Annotated in this window: 26 protein-coding genes; 19 read left to right on the top strand and 7 right to left on the bottom strand. The window is 42.2% G+C overall.

Translation table 11 applies throughout. The annotated features are described in order from the left end of the window. Positions 1-278 precede the first annotated feature (278 nt). Positions 279-2,141: a peptidoglycan endopeptidase gene (locus AC623_RS17750; protein ID WP_049664994.1), complete on the top strand. Its 1,863-nt coding sequence runs from the start codon at positions 279-281 to the stop codon at positions 2,139-2,141. Between the two features lie 334 nt (positions 2,142-2,475). Further along, positions 2,476-3,669 carry a phosphodiester glycosidase family protein gene (locus AC623_RS17745; RefSeq protein WP_049664992.1) on the top strand — a complete coding sequence of 398 codons (1,194 nt, stop codon included), beginning with the start codon at positions 2,476-2,478 and terminating at the stop codon, positions 3,667-3,669. Between the two features lie 213 nt (positions 3,670-3,882). Here AC623_RS17745 and AC623_RS17740 read toward each other — a convergent pair whose 3' ends face one another. Next, positions 3,883-4,785, bottom strand: a complete 903-nt coding sequence (locus AC623_RS17740) for an accessory Sec system S-layer assembly protein (protein WP_049664991.1) — start codon at positions 4,783-4,785, stop codon at positions 3,883-3,885. Positions 4,786-4,787: 2 nt separating this feature from the next. Beyond that, a complete protein-coding gene (gene secA2, locus AC623_RS17735) occupies positions 4,788-7,145 on the bottom strand; it encodes an accessory Sec system translocase SecA2 (RefSeq protein WP_049664989.1) in 2,358 nt (785 codons plus the stop codon). A gap of 480 nt (positions 7,146-7,625) precedes the next feature. On the opposite strand from secA2, the gene AC623_RS17730 reads away from it, so the two are divergent. After that, positions 7,626-8,675 (top strand): glycosyltransferase family 4 protein, encoded by a 1,050-nt coding sequence (locus AC623_RS17730; RefSeq protein ID WP_049664988.1) that lies wholly within the window; start codon positions 7,626-7,628, stop codon positions 8,673-8,675. A 53-nt stretch (positions 8,676-8,728) separates the two neighbouring features. Here AC623_RS17730 and AC623_RS17725 read toward each other — a convergent pair whose 3' ends face one another. Further along, positions 8,729-9,709, bottom strand: a complete 981-nt coding sequence (locus AC623_RS17725; RefSeq protein WP_049664986.1) for an LCP family protein — start codon at positions 9,707-9,709, stop codon at positions 8,729-8,731. Positions 9,710-9,847: 138 nt separating this feature from the next. Then, positions 9,848-10,489, bottom strand: coding sequence for a YigZ family protein (locus tag AC623_RS17720; RefSeq protein ID WP_049664985.1), 642 nt, complete (start codon positions 10,487-10,489; stop codon positions 9,848-9,850). A gap of 427 nt (positions 10,490-10,916) precedes the next feature. On the opposite strand from AC623_RS17720, the gene AC623_RS17715 reads away from it, so the two are divergent. From AC623_RS17715 to AC623_RS17695, 5 genes are all read left to right on the top strand, one after another. After that, positions 10,917-12,071, top strand: coding sequence for a sensor histidine kinase (locus AC623_RS17715; protein WP_049664982.1), 1,155 nt, complete (start codon positions 10,917-10,919; stop codon positions 12,069-12,071). 24 nt (positions 12,072-12,095) lie between these two features. Further along, positions 12,096-12,776, top strand: a complete 681-nt coding sequence (locus AC623_RS17710) for a response regulator (protein WP_049664980.1) — start codon at positions 12,096-12,098, stop codon at positions 12,774-12,776. A 171-nt stretch (positions 12,777-12,947) separates the two neighbouring features. Next, positions 12,948-13,157 (top strand): hypothetical protein, encoded by a 210-nt coding sequence (locus AC623_RS17705; protein ID WP_049664979.1) that lies wholly within the window; start codon positions 12,948-12,950, stop codon positions 13,155-13,157. Between the two features lie 169 nt (positions 13,158-13,326). After that, positions 13,327-13,875, top strand: a complete 549-nt coding sequence (locus AC623_RS17700; RefSeq protein WP_156187072.1) for a hypothetical protein — start codon at positions 13,327-13,329, stop codon at positions 13,873-13,875. A 64-nt stretch (positions 13,876-13,939) separates the two neighbouring features. Further along, on the top strand, positions 13,940-14,407 hold the full coding sequence (locus tag AC623_RS17695; protein WP_049664974.1) for an S-ribosylhomocysteine lyase: 468 nt from the start codon (positions 13,940-13,942) through the stop codon (positions 14,405-14,407). Between the two features lie 208 nt (positions 14,408-14,615). Here AC623_RS17695 and AC623_RS17690 read toward each other — a convergent pair whose 3' ends face one another. Genes AC623_RS17690 through AC623_RS17680 form a run of 3 tightly spaced genes read right to left on the bottom strand, consistent with a single transcriptional unit; the run spans position 14,616 to position 16,990 of the window. Then, positions 14,616-15,074, bottom strand: coding sequence for a PaaI family thioesterase (locus AC623_RS17690; RefSeq protein WP_049664973.1), 459 nt, complete (start codon positions 15,072-15,074; stop codon positions 14,616-14,618). A gap of 12 nt (positions 15,075-15,086) precedes the next feature. Next, positions 15,087-16,637 carry a solute symporter family protein gene (locus tag AC623_RS17685; RefSeq protein ID WP_049664971.1) on the bottom strand — a complete coding sequence of 517 codons (1,551 nt, stop codon included), beginning with the start codon at positions 16,635-16,637 and terminating at the stop codon, positions 15,087-15,089. After that, complete coding sequence (locus AC623_RS17680) at positions 16,634-16,990, bottom strand: DUF485 domain-containing protein (protein WP_049664969.1); 357 nt, start codon at positions 16,988-16,990, stop codon at positions 16,634-16,636. The genes AC623_RS17685 and AC623_RS17680 overlap by 4 nt, the downstream gene beginning before the upstream one ends. 553 nt (positions 16,991-17,543) lie before the next feature. Here AC623_RS17680 and paaK point away from each other — a divergent pair. The 11 genes from paaK to AC623_RS17625 all read left to right on the top strand — a co-directional run bounded on the left by paaK (position 17,544) and on the right by AC623_RS17625 (position 26,670). Then, positions 17,544-18,872, top strand: coding sequence for a phenylacetate--CoA ligase PaaK (paaK, locus tag AC623_RS17675; RefSeq protein WP_049664967.1), 1,329 nt, complete (start codon positions 17,544-17,546; stop codon positions 18,870-18,872). Between the two features lie 35 nt (positions 18,873-18,907). Next, entirely contained in the window at positions 18,908-19,909 is a 1,002-nt protein-coding gene (locus tag AC623_RS17670) for an NAD(P)/FAD-dependent oxidoreductase (protein WP_049664964.1), read from the top strand. Positions 19,910-19,948: 39 nt separating this feature from the next. Next, positions 19,949-20,188: a ferredoxin gene (locus AC623_RS17665; protein WP_049664961.1), complete on the top strand. Its 240-nt coding sequence runs from the start codon at positions 19,949-19,951 to the stop codon at positions 20,186-20,188. A 403-nt stretch (positions 20,189-20,591) separates the two neighbouring features. Continuing rightward, entirely contained in the window at positions 20,592-21,545 is a 954-nt protein-coding gene (gene paaA / locus AC623_RS17660) for a 1,2-phenylacetyl-CoA epoxidase subunit PaaA (protein ID WP_049664959.1), read from the top strand. Between the two features lie 25 nt (positions 21,546-21,570). Beyond that, complete coding sequence (gene paaB, locus AC623_RS17655) at positions 21,571-21,915, top strand: 1,2-phenylacetyl-CoA epoxidase subunit PaaB (RefSeq protein ID WP_049664955.1); 345 nt, start codon at positions 21,571-21,573, stop codon at positions 21,913-21,915. Further along, complete coding sequence (gene paaC, locus AC623_RS17650; RefSeq protein ID WP_049664953.1) at positions 21,912-22,724, top strand: 1,2-phenylacetyl-CoA epoxidase subunit PaaC; 813 nt, start codon at positions 21,912-21,914, stop codon at positions 22,722-22,724. Before paaB ends, paaC begins: the two co-directional genes overlap by 4 nt. A 25-nt stretch (positions 22,725-22,749) precedes the next feature. Then, entirely contained in the window at positions 22,750-23,250 is a 501-nt protein-coding gene (paaD, locus tag AC623_RS17645; RefSeq protein ID WP_049664950.1) for a 1,2-phenylacetyl-CoA epoxidase subunit PaaD, read from the top strand. A gap of 18 nt (positions 23,251-23,268) precedes the next feature. Further along, on the top strand, positions 23,269-23,577 hold the full coding sequence (locus tag AC623_RS17640; RefSeq protein WP_049664949.1) for an EthD family reductase: 309 nt from the start codon (positions 23,269-23,271) through the stop codon (positions 23,575-23,577). Continuing rightward, positions 23,574-24,350, top strand: coding sequence for an enoyl-CoA hydratase/isomerase family protein (locus AC623_RS17635; RefSeq protein ID WP_049664947.1), 777 nt, complete (start codon positions 23,574-23,576; stop codon positions 24,348-24,350). The genes AC623_RS17640 and AC623_RS17635 overlap by 4 nt, the downstream gene beginning before the upstream one ends. Before the next feature lie 14 nt (positions 24,351-24,364). Further along, entirely contained in the window at positions 24,365-25,138 is a 774-nt protein-coding gene (locus AC623_RS17630) for an enoyl-CoA hydratase-related protein (RefSeq protein ID WP_049664945.1), read from the top strand. A 14-nt stretch (positions 25,139-25,152) separates the two neighbouring features. After that, positions 25,153-26,670 carry an aldehyde dehydrogenase family protein gene (locus AC623_RS17625; protein ID WP_049664943.1) on the top strand — a complete coding sequence of 506 codons (1,518 nt, stop codon included), beginning with the start codon at positions 25,153-25,155 and terminating at the stop codon, positions 26,668-26,670. Positions 26,671-26,708 lie beyond the last annotated feature (38 nt).

The raw sequence follows: 26,708 nt of genomic DNA, 5'->3' as shown, positions 1-26,708 counted from the left end.
AGGGTATTTTTGCCTGTTGTAGAAGTAACATGTAGAAAGCTAGCTGTCGAAATTAAAAAAAATGAAAAATAACCGATAAAAAGAGAAAACGGATGGTCCGTTGCAGGCTGCAGATAAAAGTTTATTGTTCATGCTGCTAGGCTGGTTGAAAGCGTTTGTTAAGCCACGGTGAAGCTTGGTGAGGAGCGGAGTGGCTGCTACAGACAAACGAGCAATGAAGAAAGTGAGTGTTTGTCAATAGCCTGAAACGGATTCAATCCAGTAATAAGGGGTTTGTGATGAGAAAAAAACTATTTACGCTATCAACTGCTGCTTTTTTTTCCACCGGGGCAGCCACGATGGTTCATGCAGCTGAACAGCATGTCGTCAAACCCGGTGAAACATTGTCCAGTATTGCTAAGCAATATGAAATGGATGTTCATACGCTTAAAGCTTTAAACCATTTGGAAAAGGATCAGCTTCAGGAAAATCAGGTCCTTCAAGTCTCCGGAAATGCTGTAGCAACTTCAGAAAGAACACATACTGTTCAAGCTGGAGAAACCGTTTACTCGATTGCGAAGCTTTATCAAATGAAAGAAACTGAATTAACAAGCCTGAATCATCTCGGAGATCAAACGATCTATGTTGGACAGGAGCTAAAAGTATATGCAAAACCAGCGGCCGGCCAGTCGGCTGCTGTTCAACGGCCGCTCCCAGAAGCCGAGTCCCATACGAGAGCAGCCAAGCCTGCAGTAGAGGCACCTGTAAAGCAAACGTCAGCCACAGGAATCTATATCGTTCACAGTGGCGACACATTGGGGGCTATCGCAAAAGCATATCAAATGGATGATGCTCAATTGCGGGAATTAAATGGATTAAAAGATAATATCATTTACGCTGGACAAGAGCTAAAGGTAAGCAGTCCAGCAGCTTCGGGAAGGGAACCATCAGCCGTAAGCGTTAAAATGGCTTCAGTCAGCACGTATACGATAAAGAGCGGTGATTCGCTTAGTGCCATTGCAAAAGCACATAATATGACCGTTGCCGAGTTGCAAAAATTAAACGGGCTGACGTCTCATTTTATTTACGCAGGCCAAAAATTAAAGGTAAATGGAAAACCGGCTGCCGTAGCGCCGCAACCTCCAAAACCGTCTTCAACTGTGACAAAGCCTTCTTCACCAGGAGCTTACACAGTAAAGAGCGGCGATTCACTTAGTGCGATCGCTAAAAAATATCAAATGAGTCTAGCTGCATTGAAGCAGCTGAATAATCTAACATCTGACATCATCTTTGTCGGCCAATCGTTAAAAGTAAGTGGACAGGCCAAGCAGCCGTCCCCTGCACCCACAGCGCCAAAGCCAGCTTCTCCTGTAACGAAGCCAACTGAATCCGGGGTGTACACAGTACAAAGCGGCGATTCACTAAGCCGGATTGCCCAAAAATATCAAATGAGCTTAACGGAGCTAAAACAGCTCAATAACTTAACATCAGACGCTATCTTCGTCGGTCAAAAGTTAAAAATCAGCGGGCAGCCAGCGGCTCCTGCACCGGTACCAACAACACCAAAGCCGTCTCCGCCCGTAACAAATCCTTCTGCAACAGGAACGTATACAGTGAAAAGCGGCGACTCCTTAAGTTTGATTGCCAAAAGATACAATATGGGCTTGGCCGAGTTGAAGAGGCTTAATAACTTAACATCAGATTCTATATTTGTTGGACAAAAACTGAAAGTAACAGGTAAAGAAACAAGTGGCAGTCAGTCACCGTCAAGCCAACCGGAATTCTCTAGCGTTCCTTTTTCAGTTGCTGCGTTAATCGCAGAGTCGAAAAAACATCTCGGTATTCCGTATGTCTGGGGAGGCGCTCAACCTTCAGGCTTTGATTGCAGCGGTTTTATTTACTATGTTTTTAATAAAACTGGAAAAAATGTTCCTCGAACGAATACGGAGGGCTACTATAGTCGCTCTTATTATGTAAATAAGCCTCAAGCAGGGGATCTTGTTTTCTTTGTAAACACGTACAAACAGGGCATTTCTCATATGGGAATATACATTGGGGGCAACCAATTTATCCAGGCGAGCTCCTCGCAGGGCATCACGATCACAAGCTTAGACAATGCTTATTTTAAACAGCGGTTTGACAGCTTTAAGAGATTTTATTAATAAAGACAAGGGGGCAGAAATATTTGCTCTCCTTGTCTTTGTTACTTTATCTTTACACTGAATAGAATGGTAAATAAATAGAATCTATTATTTAAGACAATATATCCATTATATGAAAATATTTCTTGTGAAAATGTTGGGATATGGTACAATAAAAGTATAGTTTTCTGTTTTGTAATTTGATAATAATAAAGTGGCAACGGTTGGATGGCCCGAAAGCATCTGCTCTTAATGAGCAGATGCTTTTTCTTTTTATTTTGGTAAAAGTTGGGTGGTAAAGGCTTTTAGTTTGGTATAATTGTACTAGTTGAGTAAATAGAGGGGGACATAGGGATTGCAAAAGAAAAAAACAGGACTATTGCTTTTATGGATTGTCCTAATGCTGGCTTTTCCGCTGGAAGGCCTGGCAAAAACAACAGCATTGAGTAATGGTGTCAACTGGAGAAATGTCTATACGAAAGTTAATGGAAACTACCAGGCTATTAATATTATGGGGATCGATTTAACGAAGAGAGGGCATAGTGTCACGTATCATTTGCCAGTGCCATACTATCGTCTTGATAAGGTCTCGGCCCTTTCAAATCGTAAGATGGAAGCGGGTCAAAGACAGCTAGGGGCTATTAATGCTTCCTTTTTTCACTTTAGTACGAGAGAGCCAGCCTATTTGCTAGCAAAAGAAGGGCAGCTAGATAACCTTGGAGCCGTATCTAATAGCTACAATGATTATATGTACGTGCCAGCGGCATTTGGTTTAAAGCAAAATGGCTTTGCCGTAATTGATCAATTCCATTTGCCTATTACGGCAGAAATTGAAGGCACTTCCCTTTCTATACCAGGCTATAATGAATCTCGTGAAAAAGATGAGTTAATTCTTTATACAAGAAGCATGAAGTTTAACAATACGAGAACGAATCCATATGGCTATGAAGTTACCGTTGATGGGCTGGATCAGCAGCTGGATCCCGGGGCTGTATTTGGCGACACTGTCACAGGAAGGGTAACAGCTATTAGAAAATACGGCGAGCGCTCAAGCTCTATCATTCCGAAAAACGGATTTGTGCTATCAGCACATGGAGAAAAAAATCAGCTTTTAAAGTCGTTAAAGCCAGGTGATCCCGTTTCATTGACAATTGATATAGAAGAGAAGTGGAAAGACAGTCATTTTATGCTTGCAAGTGGTCCTCTCCTCGTTCAAAAAGGCAAAGTCATGATGACCATGTCAGAAAAGAGCCCGAACTCACGAGCAAGAGCACCACGTTCAGCTGTGATGGTTGATCAATCTGGCAAAAAAGTATACTTTGTTACTGTAGATGGCCGTCAAAAAGGACGTGCGGGAATGACTCTTAAAGAGTTTGCTAGTTATTTAAAAAGTATAGGAGCCTATCAAGCACTCAACCTAGATGGAGGCGGTTCCACAACCATGACAGGGAGAGCAGTCGGCTCTAGTAAAGCGAAAGTTCTAAATAGACCTTCGGAAGGCCGTGAAAGAACTGTTTCAGCTATTTTGGAAGTATTTCAAACTAAATGAATGTTGGAAGGGGCCTAAATAAGGTCCTTTTTATTTGTGCTAATATTGTTTTTTACACAGTTAATTGTAGAGGAAGGAAGTGTGAGGTCTTAGTGAGTCCCGCAGGAACACACGTGACAAGGAGGATACCGGGTTGCCTGTAGTGAAAATAGAGTCTTAAAAAGGAAGCTGCCGATCATAAGCGGCAGCTTGAGAAACTTTAAATCTAACTAATTAATTGTTTTTTACTTGCACACTCCAGCTTGAAAGATCAGGAGTTTCATTTTTTACTAGTTCTTTTGGGAAAATAAAAGACCAAGGTTTTGTTGTGTTTGGTTTAATCTCCAAGCTGCCCAAGTTGAACTGTCCTTCAGCAATTACTTGTTTTTGGCTGTCCAATACTTGCAGCGGCAGCTGTTCAATGTTAATCAGGCGGCTATAGCCATTGCGAATAAGAACAGTGACATGAAATTTGCCGTCCTCCGCCAGCTTCGCCTGCAACCCAGTAAAATTCAATTCATCCTTCCCGGGAACACCGAGCTGCTGAACAATTTGCTGCAGCTTTTCTTTTTCTTCTTCCGGCAACGCCTCTTCCCAAGAATCGGCTAAATCCAGTTTATGTTCTTTTGAAGTTAAGTCAAATGCCAATGTCCAGTTTTCCTTTTCAAGCTCCACTTGCTGATTGACTGAAGAAGCTGGAAAGATAAATGTCCATGGGCGGCTGCTTTTAGCCGGAATTTCACCTACCTCAGCTAAGTTAAAATCATGTCTTGCTTTTACTTCATTTTTCTCATTGATTAGTAAAAGCGGCACATCGCCGAGCTTAATTCCTTTGTCTACCGAGTTACGCACAAAGGCGGAAACGGCTAAGCCTGCTGGCTGTTCATCCCATTCAATACCAGACAAAGACAGCTGGTTCGCTTTTAGGGGAGGGAGCTCATTGTTCAAAAAGCGCAGAACATACATTTGCTCTTTCGGTACATTGGAGGCTGGATGAAGAGAAAGCTCTGTTTCTACTTCTTCAGCTGATTCAGCTGTTGCACTATCAGTTAATTCACTAGAAGCGACCGCGCTTTCGCGTCCGTCATTTTTCAAGTTATCTGAATCACTTTTTTTCTTTTTAAAAAATGAAAACATAGTTATTGCAACTCCTTATGATTTAAGTCCTTAACGAGATGACCGAATTGGATAGCGATCTCTTTTTGGAGCTGGTGATGCATGTCTGTAAATATTTGAAGGCCTTCACGTGCGTAAATTCTCATTGGGTCTTCCTGTTGGTAGTAGCGAAGGCCAATGCCTTCTTTTAAACGCGTCATATTCTCCAAATGTTCGACCCAAAGACGGTCGATCGTAGAAAGGATGATCCGCTTAATGTACTGATCCCATTCTGGTTCGTATGCTGCAGTTAACTGTTCGACATAGGCCGATACAGCTTGTTCCGCGATTTCCTCAATTTCTTTTCTGCTTATCACTTCCTCAGGCAACTGAACGGGATGGCTGCCTAACAAAGCACTAAGATTACCGGCAAGCTGATCTACCTGCCATTCATCTGAAGACTCATCTTCCGGGCACAGGAGGCTTATTTCGTCTTGAACAGCTTCCTTCAGGATAGAAAGAAAACGGTCAAAGTGCTCGTCTAAGTCAACTGCTTTATTGCGCAATCCAAAAATAATACCGCGCTGTTCATTGATGACGTCATCTAGCTTTAAATTATATTCACGCATAGAGAAGTTAGCTCCTTCAACAATGCGCTGTACACGATCTACAAACTCAGACATTTTTTTATTGAGAACAAGGCCATTTTCATCTGTTTGCAGCTTTTTCTCAAGCTTTTCTAATTCTTCTTTTGCAAAGCGGCGGAACATAGTGTCTTCAAATGAAATAAAGAATTGGCTCGCTCCTGGATCACCCTGACGGCCAGAGCGCCCTTTAAGCTGATTATCAATCCGACGGCTTTCATGACGTTCTGTTCCTAGTACAAAAAGTCCGCCAAGTTCGGCGACTCCTTCCCCTAAAAGGATATCTGTACCGCGGCCCGCCATGTTGGTCGCAATCGTAATGTGATTTTTCTGACCGGATCTTGAAATTAATTCAACTTCCTGTTCGACACTTTTGGCGTTAAGCAGCTCAAAGGATAAGCCGGCTTCTTTGAAATATTCAGCTACTTTTTCAGATTGAAGGATAGAAGTCGTACCGACAAGGATCGGCTGACCGTTAGCATGCCGCTTTATTACTTCAGCTGTGACAGCTTTATATTTTGCCTCTTCGGTCGCATAAATATTATCCGGCATATCGATCCGTTGCTTAGGACGATTCGTCGGAATTTGAATGACTTGCATGTTATAGACTTGCTGGAACTCTTTTTCCTCTGTTTTGGCCGTACCTGTCATGCCGGAGAGGTGAGGATACATCCGGAAATAATTTTGAATCGTAATGGAGGCTTGCGTTTTATTCTCCTCTGTAATTTCTAAGCCTTCTTTTGCCTCAAGAGCTTGATGAAGCCCATCGCTTAATGTCCGTCCTTCCATTGTCCGTCCGGTAAACATATCAACGAGCAAAATTTTTCCGTCTTTTACGATATAATCCACATCGCGTTCAAACATGACGTGCGCACGCACCGCTTGAATCATGTAATGGTACAAGGTTTGGTGCTCTAGCTCGTATAAATTGTCGATGCCAAATGCTTTTTCGACTTTTTCGATCCCTTGTTCTGTTAAACTGACAGCTTTTGTCTCGTCATCAAGATGATAATCTTCATCCCTGATGAAGCGGCTAGCGACGCGCGAACCAATGACGTGAAGGTCAGCGCTTGCGGGCATTTTGCCAGCGATAATTAAAGGCGTTTTGGCTTCATCAATTAAGACGCTGTCGACCTCATCGATAATAGCGAAATGATACGGACGCTGCACACGCTGCGAAGGATGCCATACCATATTGTCGCGCAAATAATCAAAACCGAATTCTGTCCCGACACCGTATGTGATGTCGGCCTGGTAAGCCTTTTGTTTTTCAGCCGGATCCATCATAGGCAAATTAAGCCCAACTGTCAGCCCCAGGAACTCGTGAAGTGGACCGATAGTCTCCCGGTCACGGCTTGCCAAATAATCATTTACCGTAATGACATGTACTCCTTTTCCTTCCAAGGCACGCAAATAGCTTGGCAAAGAAGCAACAAGCGTTTTTCCTTCTCCTGTTGCCATTTCGGCAATGTTCGCTTCTGTTAACACCATACCGCCGATTAATTGAACATCATAGTGACGCATGCTGAGCACTCGTTTAGACGCTTCGCGGACAATAGCGAAGGCTTCAGCTTTGATGTCATCGACTGTTTCGCCATTTGCCAGCCTTTCTTTAAAGACAACGGTCATATGGGCTAATTCTTCATCAGAAAACTTTTCAAAACTAGGTTCGAGGGCATTAATCTTTTCCACTATTTTGTAATATTTCTTTAAACGCTGATCGTTCGAGTCACTCAGCTTTTTAAAAAACGAAATCATCTATCTTTACGCTCCCTTGGAGAATTTTCAATTATGTGAGTTTGGGACCATGAATCATTATTCTATTTTACCAAAAGTAGAGGGGAATGACTAATATATCTAAAACATTGTAAAAACAAAACAATGTTTCTATTAAAATCCAACGGGAAAGGTGTTTAAAGAATCTTAAAAGCAGGAAAAAGAAAAATTACATGCTGCAGATTAACGCTTGCTTTCTTTACTGCTCGCCTGCTTGCACATCTTGAAAAGTGAATGGTTTCAGCTAGATTGATGGACAAGAACAGACCTCGTTTGCACGATGGATAAGTGAATTTTTGCTTATTTTTTATGGAAGTTATTTTAAATTGCCATTATAATGTTGAAGGGAAATGAATTTATGAGACAACATAAAATAAGCGGATAATATTTATTTAATCACCGCCAATTTTTATTGAACCTACAATGTAAAACGTGTTTGTATATAGCTGAAGGAGGTACTTCATGGTTTCCCTAGTCTTTGCGATCTGTGTTTTATTATCGCTTGTGATCACTCCGCTCGTTAAAAAGATGGCAATAGCTGTCGGAGCAGTGGATAAGCCAAACCACCGGAAGGTCCATGAAAAGATTATGCCTCGTATGGGTGGGCTAGCAATATTTATTAGCTTTATGATTGGTTTGTTTTTGCTGAAGCCACAGTCGCCATTTAATTCTGCGATCGTAGTGGGCGGCTTCATTATTATTGTAACCGGCATGCTGGATGATCGGTTTGAGCTATCGGCAAAAGCGAAACTTGGAGGCCAGCTGCTTGCTGCTCTCATCGTTGTGTTGTACGGCGGAGTGAAAATGGAGTTCATTACCTTGCCGTTTGGCGGCGAAATGGAGTTTGGATTTCTTAGTGTACCGTTAACCATTCTTTGGATTGTTGGTATCACTAATGCCATTAACTTAATTGACGGATTGGATGGGTTAGCAGCAGGGGTTTCGTCGATTGCGCTCTTGACGATCAGCCTGATGGCTTTCATGAAAGGCGATGTATACGTAATGAGTGTAGCTTTGCTCGTTTTAGGAAGCACGCTCGGCTTTTTACGTTACAACTTTCACCCGGCTAAAATCTTTATGGGAGACACAGGCGCCTTGTTTCTTGGTTACATTATTGCCGTCCTTTCCTTGCTTGGCTTTAAAAATATTACCGTTATTTCACTAATTATCCCAATTATTATTCTCGGTGTACCGATTTCTGATACGTTTTTTGCAATTATTAGAAGAAAGGTGAACAAACAGCCTTTATCGGCACCGGATAAATCGCATCTTCATCACTGCTTGCTGCGGATGGGATACACTCACAAGCAAGTCGTCATTATCATCTATGCGATTGCTTCTATGTTCGGCTTAGCGGCTGTTATTTTCTCCATGGCAACCATTTGGGGAGCTTTTATTATGATGGCAGTCATCGTCATTGCCATTGAGTTATTCGTTGAAAGCATTGGTCTTGTCAGTTCCAACTACAAACCGCTCCTCAATTTTATGCGCGTTCGCGTTAAAAAGAATTAAATAAAATAAAAAAGATCCATCCGTTGCTCTAAAGCAACGGATGGATCTTTTTCTTAATCAAGTTCAAGATGACGAGCAAGTTTGCGTTTAATCACTTCAAGGTCTTCGTCGTCAAGACGGTAAATATAAGCGCCATTCGACATTTTGTCATCTGTCCCTTTTAAAGTAAGGGATTCAAAGTCGATATCTCCCGATTTTCCATAATTAATGAGAGCTTTCATTTCACCAAATGTCATGTTCGTTGTCATGTTAGAACCGACTGCTTCGAGAATTTCATCGTATTTTGTAATCGAGTTAAAAGAAGTGGCTTTTTTAACAACGGCTCGCAACAGCTGTTGCTGACGCTTGCCGCGTTCAATATCGCTGTCATAATGGCGCGTACGTGCCAAAGCGAGCGCCTCTTCTCCGTTTAATTCCTGAAGGCCGGGCTCCAGCTGGATCGCATTATGTCTGTCGTTAGAGTCTTTTTCTGACAATTTATACGGAACATTAAATTTAATGCCATCTAATGCGTCGACTACATCCATAAAAGCATAGAAATTCATGCGGACATAGTAGTCAACGGGTACATCTAGTAATTCTTCCACTGTATCGATGGTAGCTTTCGGTCCGCCATAAGCATGGGCATGGTTGATCTTTGTTTTGTAGCCGACTTTTGGAATGTACACATATGAATCACGTGGAATACTAAGTAATTTAATGGATTTATCTTTCACATTTAACGTAGCCAGCATTAAGGCATCTGAACGTGACTTGTCTTCCTTTGTGCGTACATCGCTTTCATCAATTCCAATAAATAAAATAGAAATATTATCTTTAATTGGATGGACTTTTGCATCCCGCAAATCAGATTTTTTACGGCCATCATCCATGTAAGAACCGGTAAAAATCGTTTCTGCTTTTTTGTATAGAAAGGCACCATAACCTGCAGCTGTAAATGTAAGGAATACGATAGGCAATAGGATAAAGAATGCGATGCGGCGCTTTCGCTTCTGTCTCTTGCGCCTTTGCAAACGCTGTCTATCTGACGACATAAATTGTATCTCCTTTAAATAGGGTAATATGGCAAGGAATCATTACATTCAATAATTGTCATTTTCCAAAGGCCAAGTACCATTTTACTATGAAATGCAATGGGCGTAAATTTAATTTTTAAGCCAATTCTTAAAAATTTACAAAGATTTGACAACCTTTTCTTGATAAAGGAGAGAACCTTCTTTTATTTGGGCTTGCCCATTCGTTAATTCTGTCATCCAGTTAGTGAAGTCTTCCTTTTGGCTTTCCTCAACAAACGTCTCCACTGTTACTTTATCAAGATAATGAATGTCTTTAATCGTATAAACAGATGAACGCAGCTCATTTTCCACTTTACCAAGCCACGTGTAATCGAGTGATGCTTCCATAATTTGCATAAGCCGGCGTTCAACTACTTCAGCAGCATTAATCCCTTCTGAAGCGGATTTTCCGTACGCGCGGATCAGTCCGCCTGTCCCTAGTTTGATCCCGCCAAAATAGCGAGTGACGACGACAACCGTATCTTTTAAGCCGCGTTTTTTTAATACCTCAAGAATAGGGAGGCCGGCAGTGCCGCTTGGTTCTCCATCATCGTTGGCCTTCTGGATCTGATCCTTTTCACCAATCATATAGGCGGAACAATTGTGCGTCGCATTCCAATTTCTTTTCTTAATGTCAGCGATAAACTGCTGCGCCTGTTCTTCCGTTTCTGCGCGATTGACGTGAGCAATAAAGCGTGATTTTTGAATGATGATTTCCTCTTCACCATATCCTTTAACTGTATAATAATAAGGGAGCAAGATTCATTCCTCCAATAAAAATTAAAAATTTCTAAAATAATAAGTTTAATCGACAGGAAAATGGGTACTAATCATTCTTATGATATATGAAAACAGAAAAGGAGCAAAGCGATAATATCTTTATACGTAAAACGGAAATCTTTTTAACGCAATAGTAATTAAACTTTAATGTGTAGGAAATTTAGGCATGATATAATGAACGCATCCTTAATGTGTATAATCATAGGGAAGTCAGGTTAAAGTGGTAAAGAGGACCTAATGGAATGAAAAAAGCATATTAAAGATTTAGGTCGAAACGTACCTTTATTTTCCAATATTTTTAATTTTAAAAGGTCTTTTAGTGGGATTTTATACAAAAGCCTATCCTCATCATAGTGATACAGATGAAATGAAGGTAAAATAGGATTGTCGAGGAAGGGATTGCCTAATGGCTGCTAAGAATGCCAATACATCACTTTTAGATACCATTCTAAGAAAAATGGTTGTAACAGTAGACCAAAGCAAAGGAGAATTATTCGCGATTGCTGAGCAGAGCAGACGCGACTATGAATCTTTGCTTGGAGAACTCGAACAAGTTCGCATTCAAGTACATACTTTGATTGCTGAGCAGGATGATTTAGAACAAAAGGTTAGAATAGCAAGAAACCGATTATCAGAAGTGAGCCGAAATTTTCATACATATTCTGAAGAGGCTGTCCGTAAAGCATACGAAAAAGCTCACGATCTGCAAGTGAAGCTGCTCGTTTCGAGACAAAAGGAGAAGCAATTCCTTGAGAAAAGAAACGATTTGGAAAGACGGCTGTCGACTATCGAATCGACAATTGACAGAGCAGAACATCTTGTTTCCCAAGTATCCGTTGTCTTAAATTATTTAACACAAGATATGAAGCAAATCGGCGAAGTATTGGAGGATGCCCGTTTAAAACAAGAATTCGGCTTGCAAATCATGGAGGCGCAGGAAGAAGAGCGGAAACGGTTATCGCGTGAAATACATGATGGCCCTGCTCAAATGATGGCGAATGTGCTGCTTCGATCTGATTTAATTGAGCGGCTGTATAGAGAGCGGGGCGTGAATGAAGCATTTAAGGAAATTCGTAATATGAAACAGATGGTTCGTTCCGCTTTATATGAAGTCCGCCGGATTATTTATGATTTGCGTCCAATGGCTCTTGACGACCTTGGTCTCGTTCCAACATTGAAAAAATATTTAGCAACCGTTGAAGAGCATGTTCAATCATTAAATAAGCAAACAAAAATTCAGTTTATAAACATGGGAGATGAAAGACGTCTCCCATCCAAATTGGAAGTGGCCATGTTTCGTCTCATACAAGAATCTGTGCAAAATGCGCTGAAGCATTCAGAGGCCTCATCTATTAACGTTAAATTGGAAATAAAAGCACATCAAGTGCTGGCTGTTATTAAAGATAACGGCCGGGGTTTTGATATAAGAGAAAAAAAATCAAGTTCATTCGGCATTATGGGGATGAAAGAGCGTCTTGAATTGTTAGAAGGCGACCTTTCTATTCATTCCAAGCCGAATGACGGAACGATCGTTATGATCCGCGTTCCGATTGTAGAGTAAGAGCGATTAAGGGAGGAAAGACGAATGACAACGAAAATCGTTATTATTGATGACCATCAATTATTCCGTGAAGGGGTTAAGCGGATTTTAGAGTTTGAAAAATCTTTTGAAGTAGTAGCTGAAGGGGACGACGGTAAAGATGCCGTACATCTGATTGAACAATTTCATCCAGATGTTGTCTTAATGGATATTAATATGCCAGAGGTAAATGGTGTAGAAGCGACACGTGAACTTGTAGTGAAATTCCCAGATACGAAAGTGATTATCCTTTCTATCCACGACGATGAAAATTATGTGACCCATGCTTTAAAATCTGGGGCTATGGGGTATTTGCTGAAAGAAATGGATGCAGACGCATTAATTGAAGCGGTCAAAGTGGTTTCTGATGGTGGCTCTTACTTGCATCCACGTGTTACACATAACTTGATTTCTGACTACCGCCGTCTTGCTAATGATGAAGGGAAAGGAAAGGGTTTCCAACAAACAGAAGTACGCCGCCCGCTTCATTTGCTTACTCGTCGGGAATGTGAAGTACTTCAGCTCCTTGCGGATGGAAAAAGCAACCGTGCTATCGGTGAGGCGCTCTATATTAGTGAAAAAACAGTAAAAAACCATGTTAGCAATATTTTACAAAAAATGAATGTTAACGACCGTACACAGGCCGTTGTGACAGCGATTAAAAAAGGCTGGGTAGAAGTTAGGTAATTGTTTTGTACAAGCTTTGTTTAGGATGTAAAGCAGCAGACGTTTATGTCTGCTGCTTTTTTGTTAAAACAGGTTGTTGCATTTGGAACAAGATAAAAGATAAATGGTTAGCATTAGGCGGGTTCATTGCATAGGATGTAGGGAGTTTTCGATTAAAAGGAGGAAAACAGTATGTATCCTGAAGAAACTGAACTAATGACAGACTGGTCTGAAGAAGAGATGATGCGTCAGTCGCCGTACGGTTTTGGATATGGTTACCGTCCGCGTCCGTATCCGTATTATGGTGGAAGTCCTTTTTTTGGAGGCTATCCGTATTATCCATATTATCCGCACTATCCACATTATCACCATTATCCATACTATCCTTATCGTCCGTATTAATCGAGAAGCACCGTTTGGATGCACTTCAAGTATCCAAACGGTGCTTTTTATAAAGGGTTAGGAGATACATAAGAAAGATTTCGTACCTCGGGATTCCCTTTTTCTAAGTACAATAGTTGAGAGGAGAAGGGATTATAGCATACAATAGGGCAGAAAGGGCGTGAAGACGTTGAGGATAAGATTAATAGGGCTTGCTTTGCTAGTTGGCGTTCTCCTGGTTGGTTGTGGAAATGAGGATACAAAAGACGAAAAGTCAGCTCCATCACAAACAACAGAAGAACCGAAGCCAGCAGCTGATCAGCCGGCCGAGACAAAACAGCCGACTGTGACTCAGCCGATTGAAGATGCAGATAATATTCCTCCTAAGGAAAAAGAAGAATTAATGAAGACACTCGCTCGGCATGTAGATGCCTTTAATGGGAAAAATCTCGATGCCTATATGGATACGATATCTAAAAATACAGAACGCAATTATGATGAGGAGCGCGCTTATGTAAAGAAGGTATTTGAGACATTCGATGCGAAAATGGCGCCGCAGCATACGGCCATTATTAAATATGATGATAAGAAAAAAGAAGCCTATATATTTGTCGCAATGAAATCTATCACAAAAGATTTGCAGTCAGGAAAAGAAGTAGAAGAAACAACACGGCAAATCATGAAATTTAACAAAGAAAAAGATGGTTGGAAGCAAACCGCTTTGTCTGCGATGAAGTAACCAAAACGGACAAGATACCTGATATAATAGAATAGGACAACTTTCTGATAAAGGAGCGATCGCAATGGCAGAACAAAAACAAATGAACGTAGAAAGCTTTAATCTGGACCATACGAAAGTAAAAGCGCCGTATATCCGGCTTGCCGGCAAAAAAGAAGGGATAAATGGTGATCAGATCTATAAATATGACCTTCGTTTTTCCCAGCCGAATAAAGAGCATATGGACATGCCCGCCATTCATTCACTTGAACATATGATGGCTGAATTTAGCCGTAACCACTCGGATAAAATTGTCGACATTAGCCCAATGGGATGTCAGACAGGCTATTACTTATCTGTCATTAACCACGACGATTACGAGGACATTTTACGCATTGTGGAAGCAACGCTGGAAGATGTGCTAGAAGCGACAGAAGTTCCTGCCTGCAACGAAGTACAGTGTGGCTGGGCAGCTAGCCATAGCCTTGAAGGAGCAAAAGAGCTAGCTCGTTATATGCTGTCAAAGCGTGAAGAATGGACTGAAGTATTTTAATTACAAAAGCGGAGCCGACTATTCTGGGGCGACAAGCACAAGACAGTTCGTCAAGAAGGTTGTTTTGTAACCTTCAGGGCGAAGTGGCTTGTGACCTCGAGCCCCAAGGAGGCGGAGCTGGATGGAACGAAAGCGGAGCCGACTGCCTTGATAAGGGGTTTTTCGTGAAAAGCAAGAAAGAGACTGGCAAGCTGCCAGTCTCTTTTTTTTACTCTTCACCAATCGGGACGAAATATTGGTCTTTTCGGTATACAGTGGCTTCCATTGTGGCGAGGAGGTTTCCTTCGCTTTCGACAGTGATGCGATACCAAGCAATTCGCCGAGTTTTCTTTTCTTCGGTCGCTGTTGCGGTTAAAACAGCGCCTTTACGGCCGGGAGCCATGAAGTTCATGTTTGTTGATAAGCCGACAGATACTTTACCGTAGGAGTTGCTTGCTGCGGCAAACACATAATCGGCAATGGCAAACATGACGGCCCCATGAACGGTTCCATGAGCATTTAGCATGTGCTCTTCAATGTGCATTTCAGCTGAAGCTGTTCCTTTTCCCAGCTCTGTTAGCTTGATGCCTAAATGATTAGCATAAGGTTCATTCTTCAATGTTTCCCTGATTTGCTCGTAATGTGTTTCATGAATTTCTTGCTCATCGAGTTGTTTTGTCAACTTCATCACCTGCTTTCATTAATGATCTTTTGCAGAGCTAATGCCGTAGCCTGTGTTAGATTTGAACAGGACTTCTGCGAACGATTCTTCATTTGCTTTTTCACGAGAAAGAATGGTTCCTAAGTAGACGCCCAGAAAGCCGAGCGGCACCGTGAAGATAGTCGGATTGGCCATATGGAAAATTGGATCGCCTGTAAAAATAGCGGCTCCTGGGACTGGATTCCATACATTCGGGCTTAAAAGAACGAGAACAACGGAACTGACAAGACCGAATAACATACCGGTAATCGCACCTGCAGCGTTGAAACGTTTCCAGTAAATTGTGCACAAAATAACAGGCAGGTTTGCGCTCGCTGCAATGCCAAGCGCCAATACGGATAAAAACGCAACGTTTAAAGTTTGAGCAAAAATAGCTAGTAGAATGGAAATGATGGCTACTCCAACGGAAGCAATCCGGGCAACGAGCACTTGCTCTTTTTCTGTCATGCTGCCGCCTTTAATAATTTGGCCGTAAATATCATGGGCAAAAGCGGAAGCAGACGTTAAGACAAGCCCTGAAACAACGGCTAGGATCGTAGCAAAAGCAACGGCAGAAACGAAAGCGAATAAAAACTCGCCGCCGACGATTTGTGCAAGCAGAGGAGCGGCCATGTTGCCTGCCGGATTAGCCGCTACAATTTTATCAAAACCGACGAATGCAGCTGCGCCAAAGCCAAGGAAAATCGTCATGATGAAGAAAGCCCCGATAAACCAAGTAGAATAGACGACTGATTTTCGGGCGGTTGCTGCATCTTTTACTGTAAAAAAGCGGACAAGTAAATGCGGCAACCCTGCGGCCCCTAATACGAGTGACATATTAAGAGAAATCATATCAAGTGCATCTGTGTACTTATTTCCTGGATGAAGAAACTTCTCGCCGAGCGGCGTCGCTGTTTTTACGTGCTCAAACATATATGTTACATTAAAATTGAATTTTGCAAAAACGATAAACGTTAGAATAAATGAACCACAGAGCAGGAGTACCGCTTTAGTGATCTGTACCCAGCTCGTAGCTGTCATTCCACCAAAGATAACGTAGATCGTCATAAGGATACCGACGATCAAAACAGACAGCCAGTAATCAATACCGAGAAGAAGTTTAATAAGTCCACCAGCTCCAACAAGCTGAGCAATCATGTAAAAAATCGAAATGACTAGTGTGTTCACTGCTGCCATTCCACGTACTTTTTTAGAATTAAAGCGTGCAGTGATCATATCAGCAAGCGTGTATTTTCCTAAGTTGCGCAATGGTTCTGATACGAGAAATAATAAAAACAAGAAAGCGACAAGGTTACCGATACTCATATAAAATCCGTCGAAACCGATTAGGGCGATGGCACCGGTAATACCAAGAAAGGAGGCCGCAGACATAAAGTCACCGGCGACAGCCAGTCCGTTTTGCCAAGCCGTTAATCCGCCGCCGGCGGTATAGAAGTCGCTTGCATTTTTTGTTTTCTTAGAAGAGAGATACGTGATAAGAAGAGTTAAAAAGATGATCGCTACAAATAAAATCAATGATAATACGCTCATGTATCCAACTCCCCCTTATTCTTCGTTAAGATGGCTGCGGCGAGACTGTCATAATGAGCAGATTTTTTTATATAAACAATCCCGGCTACCCAAACGACGATAAACTGTGCCAGTGCATATACCCAGGCCCATGTAAGACCAGCAAATGCATCCGCTTTCAAAATATTTGTGTAAGCGGCTAAAATAGGCAGCATAAAATAGAAAACGAGGAAGAAGACAGTCGCTGGTAGAATGAATGATTTCTTTTTCTTCATGAGATTTTGAAAATCTGCCTCTTTTGTTAATTTTGAGTAGTTCGGTTTTTTTGCTAGAGTTCCTGTAGAATCGTATTCTTTTTGAGATAAGGCACTCATTTTGTAGCTCCTTTCCTTATCAAGGATGTATAATAGAATAAGTTCGCTGTGGTTCTTTACTGCGCTGCCCAAGTAAAAACCTTAGCAGTAAGAAATAATCTTTCCTCCTTTCTCGTTCAATTCATAACAATAAGTGATACTACGATTTAAAAACGACACATATGAAAGCGCTTATAAATCTTGAAACAAAAATACCATAGCATTGTGTATGTGTAAATTAAAAATTCAAATATTTCTGTTAAATATTTGATAGTTTATAAGAGAAATAGAGCATTCTTGATCATATAGAAATATAAAAAAAGGCTGGTAGTTATAGGAAGTCAAGAGTCTGAAAATAAAGGAAAAATGGAAACGTTAACAAATCTGAATGAAAAGAATATACAAATCAGAAGTTCAAATATGAATTTTCAGAAATTATTATTGACAAGTAGCCGTTCAAATTTTAAAATTTAATTATATTACTATTATTTGAACTCCGTATTAAAATCGTTATGAATATTAGGGTAACAATTTCCAAACAAAAGTTATATATTACGCAATTGGAGGGCTACACATGTATAATCCACAAATTGAAACGATGGCGCGTTCCGAAATGGAAAGCTTGCAGCTTGGACGCCTTCAAGAAACAGTTAAAAGAGTTTATAACAATGTTGAATTTTATAAAAAGAAATTCGAAGAGCTTGGGATTACTCCAGAGGATATTAAAAGTTTAAATGATATCGTCAAGCTGCCATTTACGAAAAAACAGGATCTGCGAGACAACTATCCATTTGGTTTATTTGCTGTTCCACAGGAAGAAGTTGTTCGTATTCACGGATCGTCTGGTACAAGCGGAAAACCGACCGTTGTTGGTTATACGGAAAATGACATCAAAGTATGGAGTGAAGTAGTAGCCCGTTCCATTGCAGCGGCAGGTGGAAAGAAATCAGATATTTTCCATAACGCTTACGGCTACGGATTATTCACTGGCGGCCTTGGCTTGCATTATGGTGCAGAAGCTCTTGGCGCAGCAGTGGTTCCAATTTCAGGCGGAAACACGGAAAGACAAATTACAGTCATTGAAGACTTTAAACCGAGAGGCATTTGCGGTACGCCATCTTACATTTTAAATATTGCTGAAAAAATGCAAGAGATGGGTCTAGATCCAAGAGAGACGTCCCTTGAATATGGTATCTTTGGCGCGGAGCCGTGGTCTGAAGAAATGCGCACTAAGCTTGAAGAAACATTTAATTTGAAAGCGGTTGATATTTACGGTTTAAGCGAAATTATGGGGCCTGGTGTGTCAATTGAATGTTATGAAGCACAAGACGGACTTCACGTTCAGGAAGACCATTTCTTTGTTGAAGTAATTAATCCGGATACACTTGAGCCGGTTGCTGAAGGAGAAGTGGGAGAGCTTGTATTTACAAGCTTAACAAAGGAAGCGTTTCCAGTCATCAGATACCGCACGGGTGACCTTGCTTCTATTACAAGAGAAAAATGTAAGTGCGGCCGGACAACAGTAAGAATGTCTAGAGTAAAAGGACGCACAGATGACATGCTCATTATTCGCGGCGTGAACGTTTTCCCATCAGAAATTGAGCGTGTGCTTCTTCAAATTGAAGGACTTGTCCCACATTACCAAATCCACCTCATTAGAAAAGGCACAATGGATGGTGTGGAGCTTCATGTGGAAGTAGAAGGCGAACTATATAAAGAGATTGGAGAAGATTTAACTCATCTCCGCATTCAGCAAATGAAAAAGGAAATTCAGCATTTAATGAAATCTACATGCCTGGTGTCCATGAATACTGTCTTCAATGTGCCTAAAGCGATTCCTAGATCAGAAGGGAAAGCGATCCGAATCGTTGACTTGAGAAATTCTGATACGGTAGGCGTATAATAAGGGAATCACTAGATTTAAGGAGGAAATACAGAATGTCTGACAACCAGGAAATTTTTGACGTTACCATCATCGGAGGAGGGCCAGTTGGATTATTTACAGCTTTCTATGCGGGGATGAGACAAATGTCTTGCAAAGTCATTGAAAGCCTTCCGCAGCTCGGCGGCCAGCTGTCCGCTCTCTATCCTGAGAAATACATTTATGATGTAGCCGGCTTTCCAAAAGTGAGAGCACAGGAGCTTGTCGATAACTTAAAAGCACAAATGGAACAGTTTAGCCCGACGGTCTGCCTCGAAGAAGCGGTAGAAGAAGTGGAAAAACAGGAAGATGGTGTTTTTAAGCTCACAACGAATGCGGGCACTCACTTTACGAAAACGATTATTATTACAGCCGGAAACGGAGCGTTCCAGCCGAGAAAGCTGGAGCTTGAAGGATCAGAAAAATATGAAGGCCAAAACCTTCACTATTTTATCAACGATTTAAACCAGTTTGCCGGAAAGAAAGTACAAGTATTCGGCGGCGGCGACTCCGCTGTCGACTGGGCGCTCATGCTTGAGCCGATCGCGGAACAGGTGACAATTGCCCACCGCCGTGATAAATTTCGCGCGCATGAGCACAGTGTCGAAACGATGAAAAATTCTTCCGTAAACATTAAGACGCCGTTTGTGCCGACTGAACTGATTGGTGAAGAGCGCATTGAACAGGTTGTCCTTCAAGAAGTGAAGGGGGAACAAAAAGAAGTCATCGACGTGGACGATGTAGTCGTGACGTACGGCTTCGTCTCTTCCCTCGGCCCGATCAAAAACTGGGGGCTGGAAATCGAGAAAAACAGCATCGTCGTCAATTCCAGAATGGAAACGAACATTCCAGGCATTTACGCAGCCGGTGACATTTGTACGTACGAAGGAAAAGTAAAATTGATTGCGAGCGGCTTTGGCGAAGCGCCGACTGCCATCAGCAATGCTAAAGTTTACATTGACCCGAAAGCAAGAGTACAGCCGCTTCACAGTACATCTGTGATGGGCGATTCAAAATAATTTAAAGCCTCACTAATCAACAAAGGAGGAAATCACATCATGCCAAAATATACGATTGTTGATCAGGACACTTGTATTGCTTGTGGTGCTTGTGGTGCCAGCGCGCCAGATATCTTTGATTACGATGACGAAGGTATTTCCTATGTTATTTTAGATGATAACGAGGGAACAGCTGAAGTGCCTGAAGAGTTTTTTGATGACTTGGAGGATGCGGCAGAAGGTTGTCCAACAGAGTCCATTAAAGTGGCTGATCAGCCGTTTTGTGCTGAAAGAGTCTGAATTAAATAATTTGATCATAAGATGATCCATATAAGCGCCGGTCGATTAGACGGGCGTTTATATGTATGTCAGATTTTTTAATGGCTCTGTTAAAGGCTGTTGTTGGTTTTTAGATAGGTAATTGGAACAGAAGCCGTGAAGATTCCTCCATCATGCATTTCGCATGATCTCGTGCGGTGAGAATTTAAGGATGTTATTCAACGCCCGCGGAATGCAAACCTACACTCATTATTAACAGAGCCTTTTAAATGACAGCAAAGCTCATGAGAACAGCCTGAAAAAAATTTTAAATAAAATTATTCAGAATATATTTGCATTATGTATAACAATAAATTATAATTACGTTATAAAACTGTTATATATGATTTTAGAGATGGAGATAGAATTAAAGGAGGAGTAGACAATGTCTAACCTGACAATGATGACGGAAGAAGAGAAGTTAGAACAATTTACCCAGCGAATTGAGGCAGGAGATAAGATTGAAGCGGATGACTGGATGCCTGAAGAGTATCGCATGGCCCTCATTAAATTAATTTCTATGCATGGGATTAGCGAAATAATGGGAGCGCTTCCAGAGAAAGAGTGGGTGCCGAAAGCCCCTTCCCTTCATAGAAAACTTGGCATTATGGCGAAAGTTCAGGATGAGATGGGACACGGACAGCTTCTTCTTCGGGTAGCAGAAGACTTGTTGAAACCTTACGGCAAAAACCGTGGCGACTTAATGCAGGATTTGTTCAATGGTGATTTGAAATTCCATAACGTCTTCCATATGGATACAAGAACATGGGGAGATGCCGGATTGATCGGCTGGCTCGTTGACGGCGCAGCGATTATCACACAAACGAACATGCTAGGTGCTTCTTACGGACCGTATGCAAGAGCTCTTCAACGCATTTGTGCAGAGGAAGTCTTCCACGCGCAGCACGGTGAAGCAATTATTATGGCACTTGCGGAAGGAACAGAAGAGCAAAGAGCCATGATCCAAGATGCATTAAATCGTTGGTGGGATGCCCTCCTGATGTTCTTTGGTCCAGCAAGTAAAGATACAACTGGTTCATCTAAACAAGATGTAACGATTAAATATAAAATCCGTACAAAAACAAATGAACAATTGCGACAGGCTTTCTTTGATAAATATGTTCCGCGTATTCTATCACTCGGATTAACTCTTCCAGATCCGACGATGCATTATGATGAAGAAAACAAAGAATGGGTTTACCAACAGCCAGATTGGTCAGAATTCAAAAAAATTATTAAAAACCAAGGACCTCGTTCACAAGCCCGCTTGAACCTGCGCCGCACTTCTTATGAAAATAATGCGTGGGTCCGCGATGCACTTGCGGCAACAGTTAGCTGAGCGAACCGAAAGGAGCAGAAGAAAAATGGCAGAAAAAACATTTTACCAAGAATATGAAGTATTCAGTAAGCGGACGCCGAGCTCTGCATTCCAGCATCAGTTCAGCCTGCTTGCTCCGAACGAAGACATGGCACTCGTCATGGCTCAAGAAAACTTTATGCGCCGCGAGCCGGTTGCTGACATCTGGATCGTCAATCGAAAGCATATCCGGGCAATGGATGCCGAGGAAAAATTAACACTAGCACGATTAGACAATAAAGAATACCGCACAACAAAAGGCTATGGCTACTTAAAGAAAAAGTGGCGTCACTATGAACAACAAATGCTCGATGAAAAAGAAATCTTGTCATGGGGAGGCGACAGCAAATGAGCAGCACAGAAAACGTATTAAGCCCGGAATATAAAGAAGCAGTAACGAATCTGTTATTTCAATTGGCGGATGACGACTTCTTAATTTCTTATCGGGGCTCTGAGTGGCTCGGGCTCGCTCCTCACATAGAGGAAGACGTTGCTTCTTCCTCTATCAGCCAGGATACGATGGGACACGCGGCAATGTATTATACGCTTCTTGAAGAAGTAGGAGCAGGAAAAGCGGATGATCTTGCCCACCTTCGTCCGGCTCAGGAAAGAAAAAACAGCATACTGGCTGAACGTGTGAACGGTGAAGGATATTACATGGAAACACCTCAATACGATTGGGCTTATGCTGTCGTGAGAAACTTCTTTTACTCGCAGGCGAAAAAAGTGAAAGTGGATTCTTTACGTCAAAGCTCTTATCAGCCGCTTGCAGAAACAGCGGTAAAAGTGAACATGGAACTTTACTATCACTTATTGCACTGGAAAACATGGTTTGTTCAATTGTTAAGCTCGACAGACGAAGCAAAACAAAAAATGAACGACGCAATTGATCTTGTAATGAAGGATTTTGGAGATGTTTTCTCGTATGGTAATGATAAAGCGGCTATTGAAAATAACAATCTAATTGCCAGCGAAGAAGAATTGAAAGATAGATGGAAAGCGAATATGGCACCGATTTTTGAATCTCTTGGCTTGGCCGTACCGGCAATTCCTGAAGCGCCAGCTAAAAACGGACGTAACGGGGAGCATACAGAAGATTTAACAACTGCCCTGTCTACTCTTTCCGAAGTATACAGATTGGACCCTGTAGCCGCTTGGTAATTAACACCGAAAAGAGGTGGCCTTAATGAATACATCCATAGAATCTGCTAACAAACAAGTATATGAGGCACTAACAAATGTAAAAGACCCGGAGATTGATACAGTCAGTGTGATTGATCTCGGAATGGTAGAAGAAGTCATCACAGAAGGAAGCCGCGTCAAAGTAGTTCTTCTGCCGACATTTTTAGGGTGTCCGGCGTTAGAAATTATCAAAAAGAATACTGTGAACGCCGTCAAGGAACTTTCTTTTGTAGATGAAGTTGAAGTGGAATTTGTTTTTCACCCGCCGTGGACATCGGACCGGATTACAGACGAAGGGCACAAAGGCTTGCGCGCGTTCGGAATTGCCCCGCCGCCGGAGCACTTTGAAGAGGATGGCTCGTGGCATGTAGATTGCCCGTACTGTGGTTCCACCTATGTCACCATGGAAAATATCTTTGGGCCAACTGCCTGCAGAAGCATTTTATACTGCAAGAGCTGTAAAAACCCATTTGAAGCAATGAAACCTGTTTCAACAATGATGTAAAAGTGGAGGGGATAGACAATGGCAAAAGTAGTGGCGTTATACAAGCAGCCAAAAGATAAAGAACAATTCGATGAGCATTATTTCAATGTTCATGGACCGATCACAGCGAAGATTCCTGGACTTCGTGAAATGAAAGTAACAAGATTCAACAAAAATGTCATGACAGGCGGCGAACCAGAACATTATCTGATGTGCGAAATGATCTATGACAGCATGGAAGATTTAAAGAATGGCATGCGCTCCGATGAAGGAAAAGCTTCTGGCAAAGACTTAATGGGATTTGCAGGTGATCTCGTTACATTGATGATCGGTGAGGAAGTGGAATGAGCCGCTTTGAATTTATCGAAACATCTGTAACAAGCGGAACGGCGGTTGTCGAATTAAACCGCCCCCGCCAGTTAAATGCACTGAACCGCAAAATGGTTAGTGAGATTGTGGAAGCGATCGAAACATTCGACCGTGACGAAGAAGTGCGCGTTATCGTCTTAACAGGAAAAGGCCATTCTTTCTCAGCAGGTGCTGATATTGACGAAATGGCAGAAGATGATCCGATCCGCCTTGAGTTATTAAATCAGTTTGCAGATTGGGACAGACTGTCATTAGTGAAAAAGCCGATCATTGGTGCTGTAAAAGGGTTTGTATTTGGTGGTGGATTCGAGCTGGCTCTTAGCTGTGACATTTTAATTGCAGCGGCTGGTACAGAGTTTTCTTTCCCTGAGGTATCTATCGGTGTTATGCCGGGCGCAGGCGGCACACAGCGGCTGACAAAGCTCGTTGGCCGCACGAAAGCACTGGAATGGCTATGGACAGGTGAGCGGATTCCTGCAGAAGCCGCTCTCGCCCACGGTGTGATTAATAAAATTGTGGCACCAGAGCTGTTGATGGAAGAAGCGATGAAATTCGCAGGCAGAATCGCAAAACAGCCGCCTCTTTCCGTACGACTCATCAAAGATTCGGTCAACAAGGCAGTAGATTATTCACTGTATGAAGGCATGCAGTATGAACGGAAAAACTTCTACCTGTTGTTTGCTTCACAGGATCAAAAAGAAGGCATGAATGCGTTTGTTGAAAAGAGAAAACCGAATTATAAAGGAAAGTAAGGAGGCTTTGTCGAATGTTTGAAACGATCCGTTACGACGTAAAAGACGGAGTGGCCTGGTTATTTTTAAATAGACCTGACAAATTAAACGCCTTTACAGCGCAGATGAACCGTGAGATTAAAGATGCGGTAAAAGCTGCCTCACAGAATGACGAGGTTCGCTGCATCGTGATCACAGGGGAAGGGCGGGCATTTTGTTCTGGCCAGGATTTATCAGAAGTCGATGAAAGTATGGACCACGGTGACGTATTAAGAAAGCATTACGGTCCGATGGTGAAACAAATCAGACAATGTGAGAAGCCGATTATAGCTGCTGTGAATGGAGTAGCGGCTGGTGCAGGATTTTCTCTTGCGCTCGCTTGTGATTTTAGGCTTGTTTCAGAAAAAGCAAGTTTCATAAACGCTTTTATTCACGTAGGACTGATCCCTGACTCCGGCAATCTCTATTTTCTTACACAGCTCGTCGGCCCAGCAAAAGCAGCTGAATTATCGATTTTGGGAGAGAAAGTGTCAGCCGCTCAAGCAGCAGAGCTTGGCCTTGCTAACCAACTGATTCCTGCTGAAGCATTTGAAGACGAAGTGAGTGCATTTGCAGCTCGTCTTGCCGCTATGCCGACAAAGGCAATCGGCTTAATTAAACGATCATTAAAAGCCGCTTCTGTGCTTTCTTTTGAAGACTACCTTGAGCAGGAAGCGCAAGGACAGCGGACAGCAGGATTAACGGCTGATCATCGTGAAGGTGTCGAAGCATTTTTGCAAAAAAGAAAACCTGTTTTCTCAGGAAAATAAAGGGAGTGGAACTTATGTCAACGACTCAAGAAACGAAAGTAGAACAAGAAGCGGTCAAACGCGACTTTTATCATTTAATCATCAATGGCGAGAAAGTAAAAAGCAGCACAGGTGAAACGATCAAGACATACAATCCGGCAACTGGTGAATTAGTAGCTGAAGTAGCAAAAGCATCTAAAGAAGATACTGAAAAAGCGGTTGCAGCAGCACGCGAAGCATTTGATAACGGCAAGTGGAAGAAGTATCCTGTTGGCCGTCGTGCGCAAGTGTTGAACAAAATCGCAGCTATCATGCGCTCTCGTTTTAACGAGCTTGTTGAATTGGAAGTTCTTGATACAGGTAAGACAATCCACGCTGCCCAAGGACAAATCACACAAGCGATTGAAGACTTTGAATTTTACGCTGGAGCGATCGTTGGCCATCGCGGCACAGTGAATAATGTCCCTGGACAATTCCATAACTATACTGAAAAAGAACCGGTTGGCGTTTGTGCGCAAATTACTCCATGGAACTATCCAATGATGATGGCTGCTTGGAAAATTGCTCCTGCTATTGCTGTTGGCTGTTCCGTTATCGTGAAGCCAGCTTCTCTTACTCCGTTAACAACAATTGTTCTTGGAGAGATTTGTCAAGAAGCAGGCGTTCCTGCAGGTGTTGTCAATATCGTTCCGGGATCTGGAGCAGAAGTGGGCGACTATTTAGTAGGACATCCGCAAGTAGACAAAGTAGCGTTCACAGGTTCTACACCAATCGGAAAAGATATTATGGCGAAAGCTTCTCAAACATTAAAACGTGTAACTCTTGAACTTGGCGGTAAATCTCCTAATCTCGTATTTGCCGATGCAGATATTGACGCGGCAGTAGACGGTTCATTATTCGGAATCTTCTATAATAGCGGACAATCTTGTGAGGCTCGTTCCCGCCTGTACGTTCATGAAGACATTTATGATGAGTTCGTGAGCAAGTTCGTTGAGAAAGCAAAAAACATTAAGCTTGGCGATCCATTTGATAAAGGAACACATATGGGTGCGATCATTGACCAAGGCCAGCTTGATACAGTTGACGGCTATGTGAAGTCTGCTATCGAAGAAGGCGCTGAAATCCTTGCTGGCGGAAAGGCAGCACAGCCTGAAGGCTATGAAAATGGCTTCTGGTATGAGCCGACGGTTATTGCCAATGTGAACCATGATATGAAAGTTGTAAAAGAAGAAATCTTTGGTCCAGTTGTTGTTGTCATGAAGTTCAAAGATGAAAAAGAAGCGATCAGACTGGCGAATGACACAGAGTTTGGTCTCGGTTCTGCGATCTGGACAAAAGACGGTGCTCGCGCAACTCGAGTAGCGAATCAAATCCAAGCAGGAATCGTGATGATTAACTGTCCGTTCTCTGCGTTCCCAGGCACACCATTCGGCGGATACAAACAATCCGGCTTTGGCCGCGAGCTAAGCATTGAGTCACTGGATCTCTACACAGAAACGAAGAGCATCCTGTCTTACTATGGCAGCCGTCCGATCAATCCATTAGGAGTTTAATTTATTGATGAAGACGGACAGGTGGCATTCAGGCCTCT

Origin of the sequence: Bacillus sp. FJAT-27231, from assembly GCF_001183975.1 — a bacterium.
GTDB classification, from domain to species: domain Bacteria; phylum Bacillota; class Bacilli; order Bacillales; family Domibacillaceae; genus Pseudobacillus; species Pseudobacillus wudalianchiensis.
Note: the sequence above shows the minus strand (reverse complement) of the source record. Positions and strands in the feature narration are given on the sequence as shown.